We start from the raw sequence: 19173 nt of genomic DNA, 5'->3' as shown, positions 1-19173 counted from the left end.
GCACAGTGGCAGCCATGGGAACCCTGGTGCTGCTGCGACACGGCCAGAGCGTGTGGAACGCCGAGAATCTGTTCACCGGCTGGGTGGACGTCCCGCTGTCGGAGACCGGGGAGCAGGAAGCCCGCCGGGGCGGGGAGCTGCTGCGCGCCGAGGGCCTGCTGCCCGACGTCGTGCACACGTCCCTGATGCGACGCGCGATCTCCACGGCCAACCTGGCGCTGGACGCCTGTGATCGGCACTGGATCCCGGTCCGCCGCGACTGGCGGCTCAACGAGCGCCACTACGGGGCGCTGCAGGGCAAGAACAAGAAGCAGACGCTCGAGGAGTTCGGCGAGGAGCAGTTCATGCTCTGGCGCCGCTCCTACGACGTGCCTCCGCCGCCCATCGAGCCCGGCTCGGAGTTCTCCCAGGACGCCGACCCGCGCTACGCGGACCTCGGCGCCGCCACCCCGCTCACCGAGTGCCTCGCCGACGTCGTCGCCCGGTTCCTGCCGTACTGGGAGTCGGCCGTGGTGCCGGACCTGCGGGCCGGCAAGGTCGTGCTGCTCGCGGCGCACGGCAACTCGCTGCGCGCTCTCGTCAAGCACCTCGACGGGATCTCCGACGCCGACATCGCCGGGCTCAACATCCCCACCGGAATCCCGCTGCGCTACGACCTCGACGACGACCTGCGCCCGAAGAACCCCGGGGGCACGTACCTCGACCCGGATGCGGCAGCCGAGGCCGTCGCCGCGGTTGCCGCACAGGGACGTTGAGCGGTCGCATTTGCCCGGCAGGGTGAACGCGACGTGAACGGCGGCGGAAATGTGCCGTTCCGTGACGTCGCCAGCATCACGCGGGAGCCTGTGAGCTGGCACTGAGGGCGGTGCACCTGCCTACGATGCGCGCATGACCACACTGGTCTGGGCGCTGATCGCAGCCGGGACACTGGTGCTGGGATTCGTGGTGGGGCACCGGCTGGGTAGCCGGCGCACCACCACCGTCCCGGTGCCGATCGCGCCGCCCAGCGCTCCGCCGAAGGCCGATCTGCTGCAGCGGGTGTTCCTCTCGACCGACGAGGGGCTGGTCGTCCTCAACCGCGCGGGCGACGTCGAGCTGTTCAACGCACGCGCCGAGGAGCTGGGCGTGGTGCGGGCTGGCCGTCCGGACGCCCGCGCCGCCGCGGCGTGCCAGAAGGTGCTGCGCACCGGCGCGCCCACCTCGGTGGACCTTTCGCCGCTCGATCATCGGGGACGGCAGCCCGCTGCCGTGCTCGCCCACGTCAGCCCGCTCGGCGACGGGTACACGATGGTCGAGGCGGACGACACGTCCGACGCCGTGCGCCTGGAGGCCACCCGTCGCGACTTCGTGGCCAACGTCAGCCACGAGCTGAAGACGCCCGTGGGCGCGGTTGGCCTGCTCGCGGAGGCCGTCCTCGACGCGGCCGACGATCCCGTCGAGGTCCGCCGGTTCAGCACCAAGATCCTCAACGAGGCCACCCGGCTGGGCAACCTCGTCACCGAGCTGATCGCGCTGTCGCGGCTCACCGGCGCCGAGCGCCTGCCGGAGATGACCATCGTCGACGTCGACGAGATGGTCAGCGAGGCGATGTCGCGCTCGCGCCTGTCCGCGGAGGCGGCGAACATCGAGATCATCGTCGACCGTCCCACCGGGCTCGAGGTGGAGGGCGACCTGACGCTGCTGGTCACCGCGCTGTCCAACCTCATCGAGAACGCGATCGCGTACTCGCCCGCCGAGGCGTCGGTCTCGGTCTCGCGCCGGCGAGCAGGTGACTGGGTGGAGATCGCCGTGACCGATCGCGGCATCGGGATCGCCCCCGAGCACCAGAAGCGGGTATTCGAGCGGTTCTTCCGGGTCGACCCGGCCCGCTCGCGGGCCACCGGCGGCACCGGCCTCGGGCTGGCGATCGTCAAGCACGTGCTGGTCAACCACGGTGGTGAGGTCCGGCTGTGGAGCAGCCCGGGCACCGGTTCCACCTTCACCGTGCGGCTGCCGGTGCAGCCCACCGAGATCGACCCCGCCGAGAGCGACCCCGCCGAGAGCGACCCCGCCGAGACCGACCACACCGCGATGGCCGGTGCGGCGCCCGCCGCCGCCATCAGCCGACGTGCCGGCGAGCTGCCCGACCGCGTCGGGTGAGCAGCAGGCCAATCCATGGAGGACGTGACATGACCAGGGTGCTGATCGTGGAGGACGAGGAGTCCTTCGCCGACCCGCTGGCGTTCCTGCTGCGCAAGGAGGGCTTCACCACGGCCATCGCGGGCACCGGCCAGGACGCGCTGGAGGAGTTCGACCGCAACGGCGCCGACATCGTCCTGCTCGACCTGATGCTGCCCGGGATGAGCGGTACCGACGTCTGCAAGGCGCTGCGCACGCGCTCCGCCGTGCCGGTGATCATGGTGACCGCCCGGGACAGCGAGATCGACAAGGTCGTCGGGCTGGAGCTCGGCGCCGACGACTACGTCACCAAGCCGTACTCGGCCCGCGAGCTGATCGCGCGGGTGCGCGCGGTGTTGCGGCGCGGCGGCGAGGGTGGGTCGGACATCGACGGCGTCCCGGGCGTGCTCGAGGCCGGACCCGTGCGGATGGACGTCGAACGGCACGTCGTGAGCGTCAACGGGGCTGATGTCGCGCTCCCGCTCAAGGAGTTCGACCTGCTGGAGTACCTGCTGCGCAACGTCGGCCGGGTGCTCACCCGCGGACAGCTCATCGACCGGGTGTGGGGCGCCGACTACGTCGGCGACACCAAGACCCTCGACGTGCACGTCAAGCGGCTGCGCTCGAAGGTGGAGAACGACCCGAGCGTGCCCAAGCACCTCGTCACGGTCCGTGGTCTCGGCTACAAGTTCGAAGGCTGACAACAGGCCCCGCACCGTGGTCAGGAAGGCCACCTTCCCGCAGGAATCTTGCGGGAAGGTGGCCTTCCTGCAACCGGAGCGGGGCGCCGTGAAGAGCGGAACGGATCGGCGTCGTCGCTGTCTGTGACGCGATCGGTCACGACCCCATGACGGGGTCGCGTAGCCTTGCCCCGTGCGGCTGGGTGTCCTCGACGTCGGATCCAACACCGTCCACCTCCTCGTGGTGGACGCGCACCGTGGCGGGCACCCGACGCCGATGACGTCGGAGAAGGCCGAGCTGCGCCTCGCCGAGAACCTCGACAAGAGCGGCGCGCTCACCGCCGCGGGCGCCGATGCGCTGGTCCGCACGGTCGTCAAGGCCAACGCGTCCGCCGCCGCTGCCGGCTGCACCGACCTGCTGGCCTTCGCCACGTCCGCACTGCGCGACGCCACCAACTCGGCAGCCGTGCTCGCCCGCGTGCGCGACGAGACCGGCGTCGGTCTGCAGGTACTGCCCGGTGAGGACGAGGCCCGCTACACGTTCCTCGCCGTCCGCCGCTGGTACGGCTGGTCGGCAGGCCGGTTGCTGGTGCTCGACATCGGCGGTGGCTCCCTCGAGCTCGCCGCCGGACACGACGAGCACCCGGCCGCAGCCGCGTCGCTCCCGCTCGGCGCCGGTCGGCTCACCCGCGAGTGGTTCAAGTCCGACCCACCGTCGCGGCGCGAGATCGAAGGCCTGCGCGAGCACCTCGACACCGTGCTGGAGCCCGTCGGCCGCAGGCTGCGCCGCGTCGGCACGCCGGAGCTCGCCGTCGGCACGTCCAAGACGTTCCGCTCGCTCGCGCGCCTCACCGGCGCCGCCCCGTCGAGCGCGGGGCCCCGCACCCGTCGCCGGCTCACCGATGTGGGGCTGCGCCAGCTCGCCGCCTTCATCACCCGGATGTCGTCCGACGACCTCGCAGAACTCGAGGGCGTCAGCGCCAGCCGATCGCACCAGCTCGTGGCCGGAGCGCTCGTCGCGGAGGCCGCGATGCGGGCGCTGCGGGTCACGCAGCTCGAGATCTGCCCATGGGCATTGCGCGAAGGAGTGATCCTCCGGAGGCTCGACACGCTCGATGGGACGGCCCAGATAGACCGCTCGGCGCAGGACTCGCCGGGTGGTCTTGGACGCTTGACGACGTACGAGGCACGGTGTACGGGATGAGTTCCGAGACCGACCACCCCCGCCAGCGCACGGTCGCTGAGCTGCTGGCTGCGCACGGCGAAACCGGTGCAACCGGTCGCCGGCATCGCCGGCGCGCGCCCGAGGCCCCTGACGACGGTGGTTCACCCCCCGAGCAAGCAGGCGGCCCCGCGTTCGGTGGTGACCTCATCACCGAGGACACCTTCGGCGCCGCGTCGTTCAAGGACGCGGCCACGCGTGATGGTGGCTTCGGCGGCAACGCCGCGCCGGGCCGTCGCGCTGCCCCGCCGGGCGGTCCCGACCGCGCGGTCCTGCGTGAACCGGTGCCGCGCGAGCCGGTTCCCGACCGGGCCGTGCTCCGCGAGCCGGTGCCACACGAGCCCGCCCCGCCGCAGCAGCGCGCGATGGCGCCCGAGCCGGTGCTCGACGCGCCGCGCCCGGTTGCGCCGCCGCCCGCCCGCCGCGTCGATCGGCGGGACCGGGCCGAGCGTCCCTACGCGCAGCCCACCGGCCAGTTCCCGCCGCAGCAGGCCACGGGCAGCCAGGCACTCGACCGGGGTTACGGGCCGCCGCCGTCGAACGGGGGCCCGGCCAACGGCGCTCCGGCCAACGGCAGCCCGCTCACCAGCAGCCCGCTCAACGGTGCTCCGGTCAACGGTGGCCCGCTCATCGGAGCTTCCCCGAACGGTGCTCCCCCGAACGGTGCTCCGACGAACGGCGCTCCCGCGAACGGCGTGCCCACCAGCGGCGTGCCCGTGACCGGCAGCCCGGCCGAGGCCTATGCGCCCCCGGCCGAGCGGCCCGCCGTCGATCACGCCACCGAGCAGCTGCCGCGCGTCCGCGACGGTGCCCGCGAGGGCGCCCGTGGCGGCACCATCGATCCCGGGCTCACCGGGCCGATCGATGTCCAGCGACTCTCACCCGCCGCCTCCGCTCCGGCACCGGCCGGTCCGGCGTCGGAATGGGCCGAGTCCGCGCGTGCCGAGAAGGCCCGCGAGGCCGGTCGTCAGGATCTCGACGACGGTGGCGAGTGGGCGGCCGACGCCGACGGCGGCCCGGCCACGATGGTCGGCGCCGCACCGACCGGCGCGGAGTCGTGGCACCGCAAGCGCACGGGACGGCGCGCCAATGCCGACGACGAGGGGGGCCCGCCCACGCAGGCGTCCACGCCGATGGACTTCGACCACCCGGCCGGGCTGGGTTCCGATCTCGACGACGACGAGTACGACGACGACGAGCTCGACGCGCCGCAGCGGCGCCGGCTGGGCCGCGGGGCCGGCGAGTCGTCCCCGGGGCAGGCCTGGGCCGCCGTCGTCGCACAGTGGATCATCGGCGCGATCGGTGGCGCCGCGCTCTGGGTCGGCTTCCGCTTCCTGTGGCGCGAGCTCCCGGTGGTGGCGCTGGCCGCTGCAGTGCTGGTCACCATCGGGCTCGTGGTGGTCGTGCGGGCACTGCTGCGCAACAACGACATGCGCACCACGCTGTTCGCGGTGGGCGTCGGGCTGCTCCTGACCGTGTCACCCGCGATTCTGGTACTCCTGGGGAGATGACACGCGTGCAGCCGGAGATCCGGCCGGCGCCCCTCGTGGCGCTCTCCACGGCTTCGGTGTACCCCGAGCCCGCCCGTGCGGCCTTCGAGCTGGCCGCCGAGCTGGGCTACGACGGCGTCGAGCTGATGGTGTGGACCGACCCGGTGAGCCAGAACGTCAGCGCCGTCTCGCGGCTGGCCGAGCGCTACGGGGTGCCGGTGCTCGCCGTCCACGCGCCCTGCCTCGCCGTCACCCAGCGCGTCTGGGGTGCCGATCCGATCGGTCGCATCCGCCGCTCCGTCACCGCTGCAGCCGACCTCGGCGCCCGTACCGTCGTCCTGCACCCGCCGTTTCGCTGGCAGCGCCGCTACGCGGCCGAGTTCGCCGCCGAGGTGGCCCGCGCCGGTGAGCACGCCGGTGTCGCGCTCGCGGTGGAGAACATGTTCCCGGTGGTGCGCGGCGGGGTGCGCACGGTGCCCTACAGCCCCGGCATCGACCCCACCGAGGTCGGCCACGCGCACTACACGCTCGACCTGTCCCACACCGCCGCCGCGGGTTCCGACGCGCTCGCGATGCTCGACCGGATGGGCGACGGGCTGGCCCACGTCCACCTCACCGACGGCAGCGGTGCACCCCGCGACGAGCACCTGGTGCCGGGACGGGGCAACCAGCCCTGCGCCGAGGTGTGCGAGCGACTGGCCGACAGCAACTACTCCGGCGTCGTGGTCATCGAGATCAGCACCCGGCGGTGCCGCACCCGCTACGAGCGGGTCGCGCTGCTGGCGGAGTCGCTCCTGTTCGCGCGCCTGCACCTGCAGCCCACCGCGGGGCCGGGCGACCGGCAGCCGCACGTTGCGGCTACTGCCCAGTAGACCGCGTCACATGCGTTAGGGCGCCGCGTCTCACGGTGATAAAGGTGAGGAATGCGAACTTGTCGCCCCGCTCCGGCACGGGCCGTCCGATGACAGCGGGGGTCGTCCCGGCGACCGTGCCCCCGTTCAGCGCCGCGATCGAGGTCCACCCGCTCGGCGAGGGCCGTTACCGCGCCGAGCTGGGCCCGCTGTGGGCCGTCGGGCCCAAGGCGCACGGCGGGCTACTGCTCGTGCTGCTGGCGAAGGCCGGGCTCGCCCGCCTCGATGCCGATGCCCCTGGTGCCGCCCCCGATCCACTGGCCGTCTCGGCCGACTTCCTGCGCGCGCCCGACCTCGGCAGCGTGGAGATCAGTACCGAGGTGCTCAAGCTGGGTCGCACCGCGTCGGTCGTCTCCACGCGGATGGAGCAGGGCGGCAAGCTGATGATCACCGCGACGATCACGGCGGGCCGGCTCGCCGACGACGAGCCGCTCTACGCCGATCTGCCGAACATGCCGGCCGAGCCGACCCCGGACGCCGTCGACCCCGGCGTGGGCGCCGCGACCTTCGGCCTCGCGAAGGCCTGCGAGCTGCGCTGCGACCCGGAGACGTTCGCGTTCTCGCGTGGCGAGCAGGGTCCGCCGGTGCTGCAGGGCTGGGTACGGCCCCGTGACGAGCCCGTGGACGTCCTGTTCGCGCTGCTGGCGGGTGATGCGCTGCCCCCCACGGTCTTCAACCTGAGCGGCCGTTTCGGCTGGGCGCCCACCGTGCAGCTCACGGCGCTGCTGCGCGGACGGCCCGCCCCCGGCTGGCTGCGGCTGGAGTCCCGCTCGACGATGATCGGGGGCGGCTGGTTCGACGAGGACGTCACGGTGATCGACGCCGCCGGCCGGTTGATCTGCCAGGCCCGCCAGCTGGCACTGGCGCCGACGAAGCGCCCCTGACAGCTGCCCACGCTGCCGTCCCGCTGCCGTCCCGCTGCCGTCCCGGATCGCAGCATGGTGGCCATCCTGCGATCCAACGCTTGGATGGCCACCATGCTGCAGGTCGGCGGGGGCGGGCCGGGCGGGTAGCGGCAAAGGGGGAGGCGCGCGGCCCACCGCGGCGGCTACCGTCTCCCGCATGACACGGATCGCGGTGCTCGGCGCCGGGAAGATCGGCGAGGCCCTGCTGGCCGGGCTGCTGGCTGCCGGCTGGCCCGCCGACGAGCTGGTCTTCACCGAACGCCACGAGGGACGGGCCGCCGAGCTGACCGCGCGCCACGGCGTCGCCGCGGTGGACGTCGCGGCCGCCGCGGCGCACGGCGACATCATCGTGGTGGCCGTGAAGCCCCAGGACATCCGGCCGGTGCTGGCCGAGCTCGCGCCGGTGCTGCGCACCGGCACGCTCGTGGTCTCGCTGTGCGCGGGGTTGCCCACGTCGCTGTTCGAGAAGGCGCTGCCCGCCGGCACGGCGGTGGTGCGGGTCATGCCCAACACCCCGATGCTCGTCGGGGAGGCCATGAGCGCCATCTCGCCCGGCACCCACGCCACCGACGACCAGCTCGGGACCGTCGAGAAGCTGCTGGCCTCCGTCGGTCGGGTCGTGCGGGTGCCGGAGTCGCAGCAGGACGCGGTCACCGCGCTGTCGGGATCCGGGCCGGCCTACTTCTTCTTCCTGGTCGAGGCGATGATCGACGCCGGCATCCTGCTCGGGCTGCCGCGCACGGTCGCGGCCGACCTGATCGTGCAGTCGGCCTTCGGTGCGGCCCGGATGATGCAGGAGTCCGGTGACCACCCCGTCATCCTGCGGGAGGCCGTCACCTCACCCGCCGGCACGACGATCGCCGCGGTGCGCGAGCTGGAGAAGCACGGCGTGCGCGCCGCGCTGATCGCCGCGATCGAGGCCGCCCGCGACCGTTCGGTGGAACTGGGACGGCTGGCCGAACAGCTTTGACCCGATCGGACTACTCACTCTCACCCTGACGCGAACCTCAATTCCACACATGAGTGCAGTGGGGTGTCGAAGTCGTCACACCGGCACCGCTAAGCTCACCAGGTACACCAGGACCGTCCGTGGGGCCGGCATCCGGTGGAGGAACGAAAGCGGTGATCGGATGGCTACCGAGCAGCCCGAGATCCACCTCGCCCAGGTGCAGTTCCTGACGGTGGCCGAGGTCGCGGCGATGATGCGCGTGTCGAAGATGACGGTGTACCGCCTCGTCCACGGCGGTGATCTGCCGGCCGCTCGCGTGGGTCGATCGTTCCGCGTACCCAAGCGCGCCGTGGAGGACTACCTCCGCAGCGCCTACTTCGACGCAGGCTGACGCCCGCGGGCGCACTCCCGCGCGGTCGGTCTGCGAAGCCGCCGGTAGGATGGGCAATCGGTCGTGCCTGACTACGCCCGCAGTCGACGCTCCGTCGCCGATTGCCGGACGTACGGTCGGGCCTCTCCACCGCACCCTGCGGCCCTCGTGGTCGCGCCACGATCAGGAAGGGCCGACGCATGGGCTCAGTCATCAAGAAGCGCCGCAAGCGGATGTCGAAGAAGAAGCACCGCAAGCTGCTTCGCAAGACCCGCGTGCAGCGTCGCAAGTTGGGTAAGTAGTAGTCGAAGCTCGAGCAACGGCCGGCGAGTATCTCGCCGGCCGTTGCCGTTTCGCCGCCTTTCGACACGTGCGGGGGTGCGTCCGCTCACGATGTGCCGTGCCTGGCCCCACGCGTCGGCAACGCGGGCTAGCATCGTCACCCGCCGCATCCACACGTATCCGCAGAGGTTGTGCCGTGACCCCGTCCGTTGTGCTCGTGACCGGTGTCAGCGGGTTCCTCGGGGGTCACCTGGCCGCTCGCCTCGCCGCCAACCCGGACATCGAGCGGGTGCTCGGGGTCGACACCGTGCCCCCGCCGCGTGATCTGCTGCGCCGGATGGGTCGTGCCGAGTTCGTGCGCGCCGACATCCGCAACCCGCTCATCGCCAAGGTCATCTCCCAGGCGTCGGTCGACACCGTCGTCCACGCCTCGCTGTCGGCCAATCCCGGTAACTCGGGCAACCGCGCGGCGACGAAGGAGATGAACGTCATCGGCACGATGCAGCTGCTCGCGGCGTGCCAGAAGGCACCGACCGTGCGGCGCGTGGTGCTCAAGTCCACCACCGTCGTGTACGGCGCCAGCCCCCGCGATCCGGCGCTGTTCGACGAGACGATGATGCCGAAGGAGCTGCCTTCCGGCGGCTACGCGAAGGACGCCGCCGAGATCGAGGGCTACCTGCGCGGGTTCGCCCGGCGCCGCCCGGACGTCTCGGTCACGGTGCTGCGCTTCGCCAACTTCATCGGCCCGCGCATCGACTCCATCTTCACCCGCTACTTCGCGCTGCCGGTGGTGCCCACCGTCCTCGGCTATGACGCCCGCGTGCAGCTGCTGCACGAGGAGGACGCGTTGGCGGTGCTCGAACGCGCGGCCAGCCACGACATCCCCGGCACGTTCAACGTGGCGGCCGACGGCGTGCTGATGCTGTCGCAGGCCATCCGCCGCGCCGGCCGGTTGACGCTGCCGGTGCCGCAGATGGCCGTCGGCCCGGTCGGCAGGCTGTTCCGCAGCGCCCGGATCGTCGACTTCTCCCCGGAGCAGATGCGCCTGCTCAACTTCGGCCGGGTGGTCGACAACGGCAGGTTGCGCCGCCAGTTCGGGTTCACGCCGCGCTGGACCACCACGCAGGCCTTCGACGACTACGTGCGGGGCACGGCGCTGCACCGGGTGGTGCCCTCGGAACGGATCGCGCAGGTGGAGCGCGGTGTGCTCACTGCGGCGCGGGCGCTGCGATGACGCCGCCGAAGACACCGCGGCGGGTGGCAGCCGCCCCCGCACCACGCGAGCTGCGCCGGACGACGCGGACCGGCGCTGCTCGGACGAGGGCGGTGCCCGCCGGATCGGGCGCCGCCGACAACGCGAGCGCGAGGAAGGGAGCCGCCGTGCCGGAAGCCCGTGTCATCCCGCTGCACGCCGACGGCACCGGGGCCCGAACGAAGTGGCGCCTCGGTCCGTCCGTCTCGCCGGAGCCCGCTCCGGCCGCCCCCGAGCCCCCCACGGACCTCGACCGGCCCGCCGATGCCGAGCCGGGCGCCGAGCAGTCCGCGGCCGCCTGGGAGGAGACGCTGGCACAGACGCTGGCGTTCGTGCGCCGCAGGCTGGAAGGCGAGTACGCGGTCGACGACTTCGGCTTCGACGTCGATCTCACCGACAACGTCATCCTCCCGGTGCTGCGCCCGCTCTACGGGAAGTGGTTCCGCACCGAGACGATCGGCATGCACAACGTGCCGTCAGAGGGCGGCGCGCTGATCGTCGCCAACCACTCCGGCACGCTGCCGCTGGACTCGCTGATGACGGCCGTCGCACTGCACGACGACCACCCGGCCCAGCGCCACCTGCGCATGCTCGGCGCCGACCTGATGTTCCGGCTGCCGGGGGTGGGCGCGCTCGCGCGCAAGCAGGGCAGCACGCTGGCCTGCACGCCGGATGCGGAGCGCCTGATGACCTCCGGCGAGCTGGTCGGCGTGTGGCCGGAGGGGTTCAAGGGCATCGGCAAGCCGTTCCGCGATCGCTACAAGCTGCAGCGGTTCGGCCGGGGCGGGTTCGTCTCGGCGGCGCTGCGCACCGGGGTGCCGATCGTCCCGTGCTCGATCGTGGGCGCCGAGGAGATCTACCCCAAGATCGGCGACATCAAGCCGCTCGCCCGCCTGTTCGGGGCGCCCTACTTCCCCGTCACGCCCACGTTCCCGCTGCTGGGGCCGCTGGGACTCGTCCCGCTGCCGTCGAAGTGGTACATCGAGTTCGGCGAGCCGATCCGCACCGACCAGCTCGGCGCGTCGGAGGCCGAGGACCCCATGACGGTGTTCAACCTGACCGACCAGGTGCGCGAGACCATCCAGCACACCCTCTACCGGCTGCTCAGCCAGCGCCGCAACGCGTTCCTGGGCTGACCTAGCACCACCATCCCGACGTCGCACAGGTTCTCCCGTTGTCGCACACCGTGGAACGTGTGCGAGGACTGGTGACGGTGTGCGAAGTGCGTCAGCGCTTGCGGTACGCCACCCCGGCGGCGACGGCACCGGCCAGCGCCCCCGCGCCCAGCACCGTGGGTACACCGATGCGTGCGGCCTTGCGCCCGGTGCGGAAGTCGCGGATCTGCCAGCCGCGCTCCTTGGCGACGTCGCGCAGCTCGGCATCGGGATTGACGGCCACCGCAGTGCCCACGGCCGAGAGCATCGGCACGTCGTTGACGGAGTCGGAGTAGGCCGTGCAGCGGCGCAGGTCGAGCCCCTCGGACACGGCGAGCTGACGCACGGCGTGGGCCTTGGCGGGCCCGTGCAGGATCTCGCCGACGAGCCGGCCGGTGTAGTGGCCGTCGACGCTCTCCGCGACCGTGCCGAGCGCCCCGGTGAGCCCCAGCCGGCGCGCGATGATCAGCGCCAGCTCCACGGGCGTGGCGGTGACCAGCCAGACCCGCTGGCCGGCGTCGAGGTGCATCTGGGCGAGCGCGCGGGTGCCCGCCCAGATCCGGTCGGCCATCAGCTCGTCGTAGATCTCCTCGCCGAGCGCGTTGATCTCGGCGACCGGGCGGCCCGCGACGAACGACAGCGCCGTGTCGCGGCCGGTGGTGGTGGAGTACTTCGTCTCCCGCCCGCCGATCCGGAACTTGAACTGCTGCCAGGCGAACCCGGCGAGATCGGCGGTGGTGAAGAACTTGCGGGCGGCGAGCCCGCGGGCGAAGTGGAAGATCGACGCGCCGACCATCATCGTGTTGTCGACGTCGAAGAACGCGGCGGCCGTCAGATCGACCTCCGGCGCATCGGCCGGGCCTGCGTCGATGTCGATGGCGGCACCCGCCACCAGCTCGGTGTCGGCCGCGCCGGTGTCGGCTGTATCGGTGGTTGCCGTGTCGACGGTTGCCGTGTCGACGGTTGCGACGGGCTCGTGGTTCCCGTCCGTGGCGGGGTCCACATCTCCAAGCACGCGCGGCCTCCGGTCAGGGGTCTTGTCCGTGCAGCCTACTGGCGGATGCCGACGAGACTGCCGACGATCCCGCCGATGGGTCCAACGACACCGAGGCCGCCGCGGGAATCCCGCGACGGCCTCGGTGGGGTCGACGTGCGGCAGGTGTCAGCCGATGGTGATGCCGGGCAGCCCGGGGAGCAGCGGCGGCAGCGTGATCGGCGGCAGCAGGGGCAGCGGCAACGGGATGGAGACGTTGCCCGGCCCGCCGGTGGGGGCCGTGGAGCTCGTCGGGGTCCCCGCGTCGGCGCTGGTACCGACCTTGTCGGGCAGTCCCAGATCCGGGGTGTCGATGCCCGGCAGCAGCCCGTTGCCACCCGTCGTCGGCTCGCCCTCCGGCGTGGTGGTGCCCGGACCGGCGTCGGGCGAGCCCGAACCGGAGATGGAGTCCGGCTGCGTGGTGCCCGGGGTCTGGCCGGTCTTGCCGGAACCGCTGTTGGTCTTGCCGCCCGCGAGGCCGGGCACCGCGCCCGGGTCGATCGGGCGCGGCGTGCAGGCACCCTCGGCGGGAAGCGGTCCGAGGTCGTCGACGGCGCCCGAGGTGATCTCGGTGCAGTCCGCACGGGCCTGCAGCGCCTTGGCCCGGCCGAGCAGCCGGTCCAGCAGCTGGATCGAGTCCTTGGCGCCGGCACCGGACGGCAGGGCCGCACTGAGCGAGGAGAGTCGGGCGGACTGCTCGGCCGCCCACTTGCGCAGGTCGCCGAGCGCGTTGGCGCTGCCGTCGTTGTTGATGGCGAGCAGCATGCGCGAGCCCTCACCGGTGGCGGCGTCGAAGTCCTCGATCGCCGACCGGTAGAGCGCCGGGTCGGCTGCGGTCTGCGGCTTCGCGGCCGACATCTTCTCGATCTCGTCGAGGCGCGTGGTGGCGAGCTCGAGCTGGCGGCGCGCCTTGGCGGCATCGTCGAAGGTGAGGGCGAGGCCTGCCGACTCGGCGGCGCGCTTGACGCCGTAGAGGCTGTCGCCGGGCAACGCGTTGCGGCTGGCGAAGATCCCGCCGCCGGTGAGTGCGACGAGCATCACCAGCGCGGCCGAACCGACGAGCACCGCACGCCTGCGGATGCTCGGTCGGGCCGGGCGCTGGCTGCCGCCACCGCGTGCCGGCCGGTTGGGCATGGTGTGGCGCCCGCGTCGTCCGGAGCGGACGATCGTGATGCCGCCCTCGCCGTCGGGAGCCTCCGGCTCGGAGCCGAGCTCGTTGGTGACGACCGGCACCGCCGGCATCTGCGTGGTGACGGAGTTGGCGTCGGCCGGGACGGGGCCGCCTGCCAGCCGACCCATCGGGGCCGTCTGCTCCTCGACGGTGGGCCGGGCGAACATGGCGCGGGAGGACAGGGCATGGGGGACGGCAGGCGGACCCGACGGCGGCCGGTTGCCGGTACCTGGTCCGGCCTGCTCGGCGGCCAGCACGGCCATCAGCCGTTGCTTGGCGCGTGCCTTGGCGTCCGGGTGCGGCGCGAACTCCGCAGTCCGGGATCGCAGCATCGCCACGATCTCCAGGTCCCGCTGCAGCTCGGCGTCGGTGGAACCGGGGGTTCGCCCCTGTTCCACAGCCGCGGCGAACCGCTCTGCGTCCTTGCCCTGTTCGGCGGGCATGTTGGCCGTCCTCACTGCATCCCTGCGCTGTACGAAGTCGTCGTGTCCTGCTCGCACAGGGCACTGCTCTTTCGACGTTCACCCACACAACGAGCCGTGGAGCGCCGAGTTACGGGTCGGAGACCGTTCACCGCATCGAGTCGTTCATTCGTCGCACCCGTAACGCTCGGGGGGCAACCGCCGATAAGTCGCGCACTCATCGGAGGCCCTCCGGGAGCAGCTGGGCCAGCCTGCGCACCGCGCGGTGCTGGAGCGCCTTCACGGCGCCCTCGTTCCGGTCCATGATCCGCGCGGTCTCCGCGACGGACAGGCCCTGCAGGAACCGGAGCTGGATGCACTCCTGCTGGTCGGGGTTGAGCTTGCGGACGCACCGGATCAGCTCGTCGTTGGTGGCGCCGTCGAGCACCTGCTGCTCGGGGCCGTTGGTGATCGGCGAGTGGTCGGCGATCTCGCTCGTGGTCTGCTCGAGCCGGTAGCGGCTCGACTTCACGTGGTCGAAGATCAGGTTGCGGGCGATCGTGACGAACCACGCCCCGATGTCGCGACCCTGGTAGCTCACCGACGTGATCCGACGCAGCGCCCGGACGAACGTCTCCTGGGTGATGTCCTCGGCCAGGGTGCGATCGCCCATGCGGAAGAGCACGTAGCGGAACACCACGTCGTAGTACCGGTCGAAGAGCTCGCCGAACGCGGACATGTCCCCGGCCTGCGCGGACTTCACCAGCGCCCATGCGCCGGTCTCGTCCTCGTGGTCGCCGATCTGCGCGGTAACGGTCGTTGCTGTCAATGCCTCGTCCGGGCCGGCGTGCGGTGCGCGGCTGTCGTGGGGGACCGGCGCAGGTGCCCCGGCCGGATGGTCGATGTGGCCGACCTGGGCCGATCCGACCTGGGCCGGCCCGGCGGAAGCGGATCCGGCGCGGGCCGACTCGGCAGCGCTCTGCTGGCGCGGCCGGGGGACCGCCGCGTCGGTGTCGGGTGCCTGCAGGCCGGTGCTGCCCTGGTGGCTGCCCGGAGGGCTACCTGGGGGCGCTCCGACCGGGGGAGCGGACGTCGGGGGCATCGAAACCTCCCCACCCGCTGGGGAACGGGCGGTGTCGGTGCGGAGCAACCGGGGCGATCGCATCGGGCGGGTCATCGGTTCGGGCTGGCCGTTGCACCGTGTCGGACACCTCGCCGCGGGACGGCCCGCGGTGCGCTGTCAACAGGCTGCATGCCACTCCCTTGGGTGAGTCTCGCGACGAACATGTGCGGTGACGCGTTGAGTTGGCTGTAGCGGCGGAGCATACGACCGCGGAGGTGTGTCGAAGCACGCACCGCCGCTCGGCGTCGGTTCGTTCCGGTGAGCGGCTGACTACGCGCGGTCAACGTCATGGGATCGGGCGTGTCAGCGCGCTGACACCGTGGCGGGCGCGCTGAGCGTCGTGGCGCTCGCGCCGCTCGGTCCATGCCAAACTCAGGCATCGAGGCCCCCGCCCGTCGATCAGACCCAGGAGTGCCGTGGACAGCTCGACCATCCGCCCCGCGGAACGGCCGCCGTCGCACGTGGCCGATCTTGTGACGCGGGCCGCCACCCGCATCCCGGAGCACCCCGCAATCGTGGACGTGACCAGCGGAAACACGCTCACGTGGGCGATGCTCGACGGGGCGGTCTCCGCGGAGGTCGCACGGCTGCGTTCCGCAGGCGTTGTCAACGGTGATCGAGTGGTGATCAGGCTGGCCAACGGGGCCGCGTTCTGCGTGGCCGTGCTGGGTGCGCTGCGGGCCGGAGCCGTCGCCGTCCCGTACGGGCCGATCGCCGTGCTGCGTGAGCTGCAGATCGTGTTCGCCGACTGCGCCCCGTCGGTCGTGGTGGCTGCGGAGGGTGACCGGGCGGCGGTGGAGGCCGCGGCCGCTGCCGGGGCGACCGTGCTGACCTCGCCGGACGTCACGGCCGGCGCCCCGGACGCGGCGACGATCACCCCGACGGGTGACCCGGAGGACATCGCTCTGCTCGTCTACACCTCCGGCACCACGGGCACCCCGCGCGGCGTGCGCCTCTCGCACCGGGCGGTGCTGGCCAACCGCGAGCAGACGGCCGCGCTCCGGCCGGCGCCGATCACGCCGGTCGACCGGGTGCTGTTGTCGCTGCCGCTGTTCCACGTCTTCGGGCTGGCCGCCGGGTTCCTGCAGGTGTGCTGGGCGGGCGCCACCGTCGTGCTCACCGACCGGTTCGACGCCGACCACATCGCCGACGTGCTCGTCGAGCACCGGGTGAGCGGGCTGGCCGGGGTGCCGACGATGTTCCGGTCGTTGCTCGACCTGCCGGCCGCGAGGCTGCGCGAGGCCACCGCGGGCGTGCGGCTGTGCACCTCGGGCGGGGCGCCGCTGCCCCGGCAGTGGCTCGCGGGGTTCCGGGAGGCCACCGGGCTGTCGGTCTTCGAGGGATACGGGCTCACCGAATGCGGCCCGGTGCTCACCACCAACCCGTACGGCAGCGAACCGAAGCCGGGCTCGGTCGGCAGGCCACTGCCGGGGGTCGAGCTGCGGCTGGTGGACGCCGACGGCCGCCCCCTCGACGCGGGCGCCGATCCGGACCCCGACGACATCGACGAGTACGTCTCCGATCCGGCCCACGACACCGGGCTCGTCTCGGTGCGCGGCCCCAACCTGTTCTCCGGGTACTGGCCCGACGGTGCGGGCGGCCCGGACGCCGACGGCTGGTTCCGCACGGCCGATGTCGGCTTCCTCGATGCCGACGGCGACCTGCACCTGGTGGACCGGTCCTCGGACCTGGTCATCGTGAACGGTTTCAACGTCTACCCGCGCGAGGTGGAGCAGGTGCTCGCCGAGCTGCCGGGGATCGCGGAGGCCGCCGTCGTCGGGGTGCCCGACGAGCGGGCGGGCGAGGCGGTCAAGGCGGTGCTGGTGCGGGCCGCTGGCGCCGAGCTGACCGAGGAGCAGGTGCGCGAGCACTGCGTCATCCGGCTGGCCCGGTTCAAGGTGCCCGCGGTGTTCGAGTTCGTGGACGTGCTGCCGCGCACCCCCACCGGCAAGGTCGCGCGCCGCCAGCTGGCCGGGCAGGCCCCCGAATGAGTGCCCGCGTCACGGTCTACACGCGCGTCAACTGCTCGCTGTGCACCAAGGCCGAGGACGTGGTGGCCCGGATCTGCGGTGAGCTGGGTGAGACCTGGACGGCCGTCGACGTCGACTCCGACCCGGAGCTGCGTGCGGAGTACGGCGACCAGGTGCCGGTCATCATGATCGACGACAGGCAGCACGGCTTCTTCCGGGTCGAGGAGGAGCGCTTCCGCGCCGCGCTCGCCCGCTGAGGTGTCGCCACGCCCTCGACGGAGTCTTACGAACTCGGGACGGCAGTTGGCGAGCCCGGCACCGCAGGACGACGCTGGCGCCGTGAGCACCACCGTCGCACCGCCCCGTCCGACCGCCCCCCGTCGATCCGGCATCCACTGGGCGGTCGCCGCCGGACTCGGCTTGCTGTCGGTGGGCGCGGCACTCGGCGTGGCGCACCTGGTGGCCGGGATCGTCTCGCCCGGGTCGTCACCCTTCATCTCGGTGGCCGACGCGGTGGTGCGGCTGTCGCCGTCGTGGCTCACCGAGTTCGGCAAGTCGCTCGGCCCGGTATGGGACAAGCTGCTGCTCAAGATCGGTGTCGCGGTCGTGCTCGTCGTGGTCGCGGCCGTCGCGGGGATCCTCGGCAGGCACCGCCCCGAGCCGGCGACGCGGATCATCATGGGGCTCGGCGTGATCGGGTTCCTCGCCGTGGTGCTCGCCCCCACGTTCAGCCCGCTCGACCTCATCGCGCCCGCTGTGGCGCTCGGCGCCGGCGTGCTGGCCTTCCGTCAGCTGCACCGCAGGGCGCTGGCCGTCCACGTCGAGGGACCGGGGGCACCGGCGGCGGGCGGGGTGTCCCGGCGCACGGTGCTGCTGTCCTCCTCGGCCGCGGTCGGCGTGCTGGGCCTCGGGGCCGGGGCCGCCGGGGAGCTGCTCGGCCGCGGGCTCGTCGACTCGCGGGCCGCCGTCACCGCCCGACTGGCCCAGCTGCCGCTCGCGGAGCGGGCCCCGGCGCTCCCGGCGGGCGCGGCGTTCCCCGAGTCGGGCACGCCGACGTTCCTCACGGCGAACGCGGACTTCTACCGGATCGACGTCGCGCTGCGGATCCCGAGCCAGGCAGCGGAGTCGTGGAAGCTGCGGATCCACGGCATGGTCGGCAAGGAGATCTCGCTCACGTTCGACGACCTGCTGGCCCGCCGGCTCGTGGAGCGGCCGATCACGATGACCTGCGTGTCCAACCCCGTCGGCGGCGACCTGATCTCCACGGCCAACTTCATCGGCGTCGAGCTGCGCGACATCCTGCTGGAGGCGGGCGTCCGGCCGGGGGCCGACCAGATCCTCACCACGAGCGTCGACGGCTGGACGGCGGGCACGCCCACCGACGTCGTCATGGAGCCGGGGCGTGGTGCGCTGCTCGTGGTCGGCATGAACGGGGAGGCGCTCCCACCCGAGCACGGCTTCCCGGTCCGGATGGTGGTGCCCGGTCTCTACGGCTACGTCTCGGGCACCAAGTGGATCACCGACATGGAGCTCACGACGTTCGCCGCGAGGAGCGGCTACTGGATCGACCGCGGCTGGTCGGCGCGGGGCCCGGTCAAGACCGAGGCGCGGATCGACCTGCCATCGGACCGGGCCACCGTGCCGGCGGGCCGGGTCACGGTGGCCGGCATCGCCTGGTCGCAGCCCACCGGCATCAGCAAGGTCGAGGTCCGGATGGACGGCGGCCCGTGGCAGGTCGCTGACCTGTCCACCGAGGTCAGCACGTCGACGTGGCGGATGTGGCGCCGCGAGTTCACCCTCGCGCCCGGCAGCCACACCGTGCAGACCCGCGCCACCGACCACAAGGGTGTGACCCAGACCGAGGAGGCCGCCGACGTGGTGCCCGACGGTGCCACCGGCTGGCCTGCCACCCTCTTCACCGTCGCCTGATCACGCCGTTCCTCCATCTGATCGAACCGTTCGGCCGTGGCGGGCGAAGGTTCCGGTGACTGGTCCGGATCTGCCGGGCTCACTCGAGGAGGAACACCCGTGCGAAAGATCCAGCGACTCGCCGCCGTCGGTGCCATGGCCGCCCTGACCGTCGCACTCAGCGCCTGCAGCGGC

19 protein-coding genes are annotated in these 19173 nt (G+C 72.6%); 15 read left to right on the top strand and 4 right to left on the bottom strand.

What is annotated here, in order from left to right; translation table 11 throughout:
* The first annotated feature begins 5 nt into the window (after nucleotides 1-5).
* From ACFPFQ_RS28410 to ACFPFQ_RS28360, 11 genes are all read left to right on the top strand, one after another.
* Nucleotides 6-755 (top strand): phosphoglyceromutase, encoded by a 750-nt coding sequence (locus tag ACFPFQ_RS28410; RefSeq protein WP_379624209.1) that lies wholly within the window; start codon nucleotides 6-8, stop codon nucleotides 753-755.
* Between the two features lie 133 nt (nucleotides 756-888).
* Entirely contained in the window at nucleotides 889-2139 is a 1251-nt protein-coding gene (locus ACFPFQ_RS28405) for a sensor histidine kinase (protein WP_379624207.1), read from the top strand.
* A 29-nt stretch (nucleotides 2140-2168) separates the two neighbouring features.
* Nucleotides 2169-2858 (top strand): response regulator transcription factor, encoded by a 690-nt coding sequence (locus tag ACFPFQ_RS28400; RefSeq protein ID WP_379624205.1) that lies wholly within the window; start codon nucleotides 2169-2171, stop codon nucleotides 2856-2858.
* Nucleotides 2859-3030: 172 nt separating this feature from the next.
* Nucleotides 3031-4041, top strand: coding sequence for a hypothetical protein (locus ACFPFQ_RS28395; RefSeq protein ID WP_379624203.1), 1011 nt, complete (start codon nucleotides 3031-3033; stop codon nucleotides 4039-4041).
* Entirely contained in the window at nucleotides 4038-5570 is a 1533-nt protein-coding gene (locus ACFPFQ_RS28390) for a hypothetical protein (RefSeq protein ID WP_379624201.1), read from the top strand. The genes ACFPFQ_RS28395 and ACFPFQ_RS28390 overlap by 4 nt, the downstream gene beginning before the upstream one ends.
* Nucleotides 5567-6421 carry a sugar phosphate isomerase/epimerase family protein gene (locus tag ACFPFQ_RS28385; RefSeq protein ID WP_379624199.1) on the top strand — a complete coding sequence of 285 codons (855 nt, stop codon included), beginning with the start codon at nucleotides 5567-5569 and terminating at the stop codon, nucleotides 6419-6421. Before ACFPFQ_RS28390 ends, ACFPFQ_RS28385 begins: the two co-directional genes overlap by 4 nt.
* A gap of 89 nt (nucleotides 6422-6510) precedes the next feature.
* Nucleotides 6511-7344 (top strand): thioesterase family protein, encoded by an 834-nt coding sequence (locus tag ACFPFQ_RS28380; protein ID WP_379624197.1) that lies wholly within the window; start codon nucleotides 6511-6513, stop codon nucleotides 7342-7344.
* Between the two features lie 178 nt (nucleotides 7345-7522).
* Nucleotides 7523-8335, top strand: coding sequence for a pyrroline-5-carboxylate reductase (gene proC / locus ACFPFQ_RS28375; RefSeq protein WP_379624195.1), 813 nt, complete (start codon nucleotides 7523-7525; stop codon nucleotides 8333-8335).
* A gap of 160 nt (nucleotides 8336-8495) precedes the next feature.
* A complete protein-coding gene (locus ACFPFQ_RS28370) occupies nucleotides 8496-8705 on the top strand; it encodes a helix-turn-helix domain-containing protein (RefSeq protein ID WP_379624193.1) in 210 nt (69 codons plus the stop codon).
* A gap of 179 nt (nucleotides 8706-8884) precedes the next feature.
* Entirely contained in the window at nucleotides 8885-8986 is a 102-nt protein-coding gene (locus ACFPFQ_RS28365) for a 30S ribosomal protein bS22 (protein ID WP_010241351.1), read from the top strand.
* A 176-nt stretch (nucleotides 8987-9162) separates the two neighbouring features.
* Nucleotides 9163-10200 carry an NAD-dependent epimerase/dehydratase family protein gene (locus tag ACFPFQ_RS28360; protein WP_379624191.1) on the top strand — a complete coding sequence of 346 codons (1038 nt, stop codon included), beginning with the start codon at nucleotides 9163-9165 and terminating at the stop codon, nucleotides 10198-10200.
* Here ACFPFQ_RS28360 and ACFPFQ_RS28355 read toward each other — a convergent pair.
* The gene (locus tag ACFPFQ_RS28355) at nucleotides 10175-10366 is read right to left on the bottom strand and encodes a hypothetical protein (RefSeq protein ID WP_379624189.1); all 192 of its coding nucleotides are present in this window, start codon (nucleotides 10364-10366) and stop codon (nucleotides 10175-10177) included. The genes ACFPFQ_RS28360 and ACFPFQ_RS28355 overlap by 26 nt on opposite strands.
* On the opposite strand from ACFPFQ_RS28355, the gene ACFPFQ_RS28350 reads away from it, so the two are divergent.
* The gene (locus tag ACFPFQ_RS28350; RefSeq protein ID WP_379624187.1) at nucleotides 10347-11354 is read left to right on the top strand and encodes a lysophospholipid acyltransferase family protein; all 1008 of its coding nucleotides are present in this window, start codon (nucleotides 10347-10349) and stop codon (nucleotides 11352-11354) included. The two genes, ACFPFQ_RS28355 and ACFPFQ_RS28350, sit on opposite strands and share 20 nt — an antisense overlap.
* A gap of 91 nt (nucleotides 11355-11445) precedes the next feature.
* Here the strand turns inward: ACFPFQ_RS28350 and ACFPFQ_RS28345 are convergent, their stop codons facing one another.
* From ACFPFQ_RS28345 to ACFPFQ_RS28335, 3 genes are all read right to left on the bottom strand, one after another.
* Nucleotides 11446-12375 carry an HAD family hydrolase gene (locus ACFPFQ_RS28345; protein WP_379624185.1) on the bottom strand — a complete coding sequence of 310 codons (930 nt, stop codon included), beginning with the start codon at nucleotides 12373-12375 and terminating at the stop codon, nucleotides 11446-11448.
* A 159-nt stretch (nucleotides 12376-12534) separates the two neighbouring features.
* Entirely contained in the window at nucleotides 12535-14019 is a 1485-nt protein-coding gene (locus ACFPFQ_RS28340; RefSeq protein WP_379624183.1) for a DUF5667 domain-containing protein, read from the bottom strand.
* Nucleotides 14020-14215: 196 nt separating this feature from the next.
* Nucleotides 14216-14806, bottom strand: coding sequence for a sigma-70 family RNA polymerase sigma factor (locus tag ACFPFQ_RS28335; RefSeq protein WP_379624365.1), 591 nt, complete (start codon nucleotides 14804-14806; stop codon nucleotides 14216-14218).
* A gap of 710 nt (nucleotides 14807-15516) precedes the next feature.
* Here ACFPFQ_RS28335 and ACFPFQ_RS28330 point away from each other — a divergent pair.
* From ACFPFQ_RS28330 to ACFPFQ_RS28320, 3 genes are all read left to right on the top strand, one after another.
* Nucleotides 15517-17091, top strand: a complete 1575-nt coding sequence (locus ACFPFQ_RS28330; protein WP_379624181.1) for an AMP-binding protein — start codon at nucleotides 15517-15519, stop codon at nucleotides 17089-17091.
* On the top strand, nucleotides 17088-17327 hold the full coding sequence (locus tag ACFPFQ_RS28325; protein WP_379624179.1) for a glutaredoxin family protein: 240 nt from the start codon (nucleotides 17088-17090) through the stop codon (nucleotides 17325-17327). Before ACFPFQ_RS28330 ends, ACFPFQ_RS28325 begins: the two co-directional genes overlap by 4 nt.
* A gap of 82 nt (nucleotides 17328-17409) precedes the next feature.
* On the top strand, nucleotides 17410-18999 hold the full coding sequence (locus ACFPFQ_RS28320; protein WP_379624177.1) for a molybdopterin-dependent oxidoreductase: 1590 nt from the start codon (nucleotides 17410-17412) through the stop codon (nucleotides 18997-18999).
* The last annotated feature ends 174 nt before the right edge of the window (nucleotides 19000-19173 follow it).

The sequence above is a fragment of the Pseudonocardia sp. GCM10023141 genome (assembly GCF_042653605.1).
Note: the sequence above shows the minus strand (reverse complement) of the source record. Positions and strands in the feature narration are given on the sequence as shown.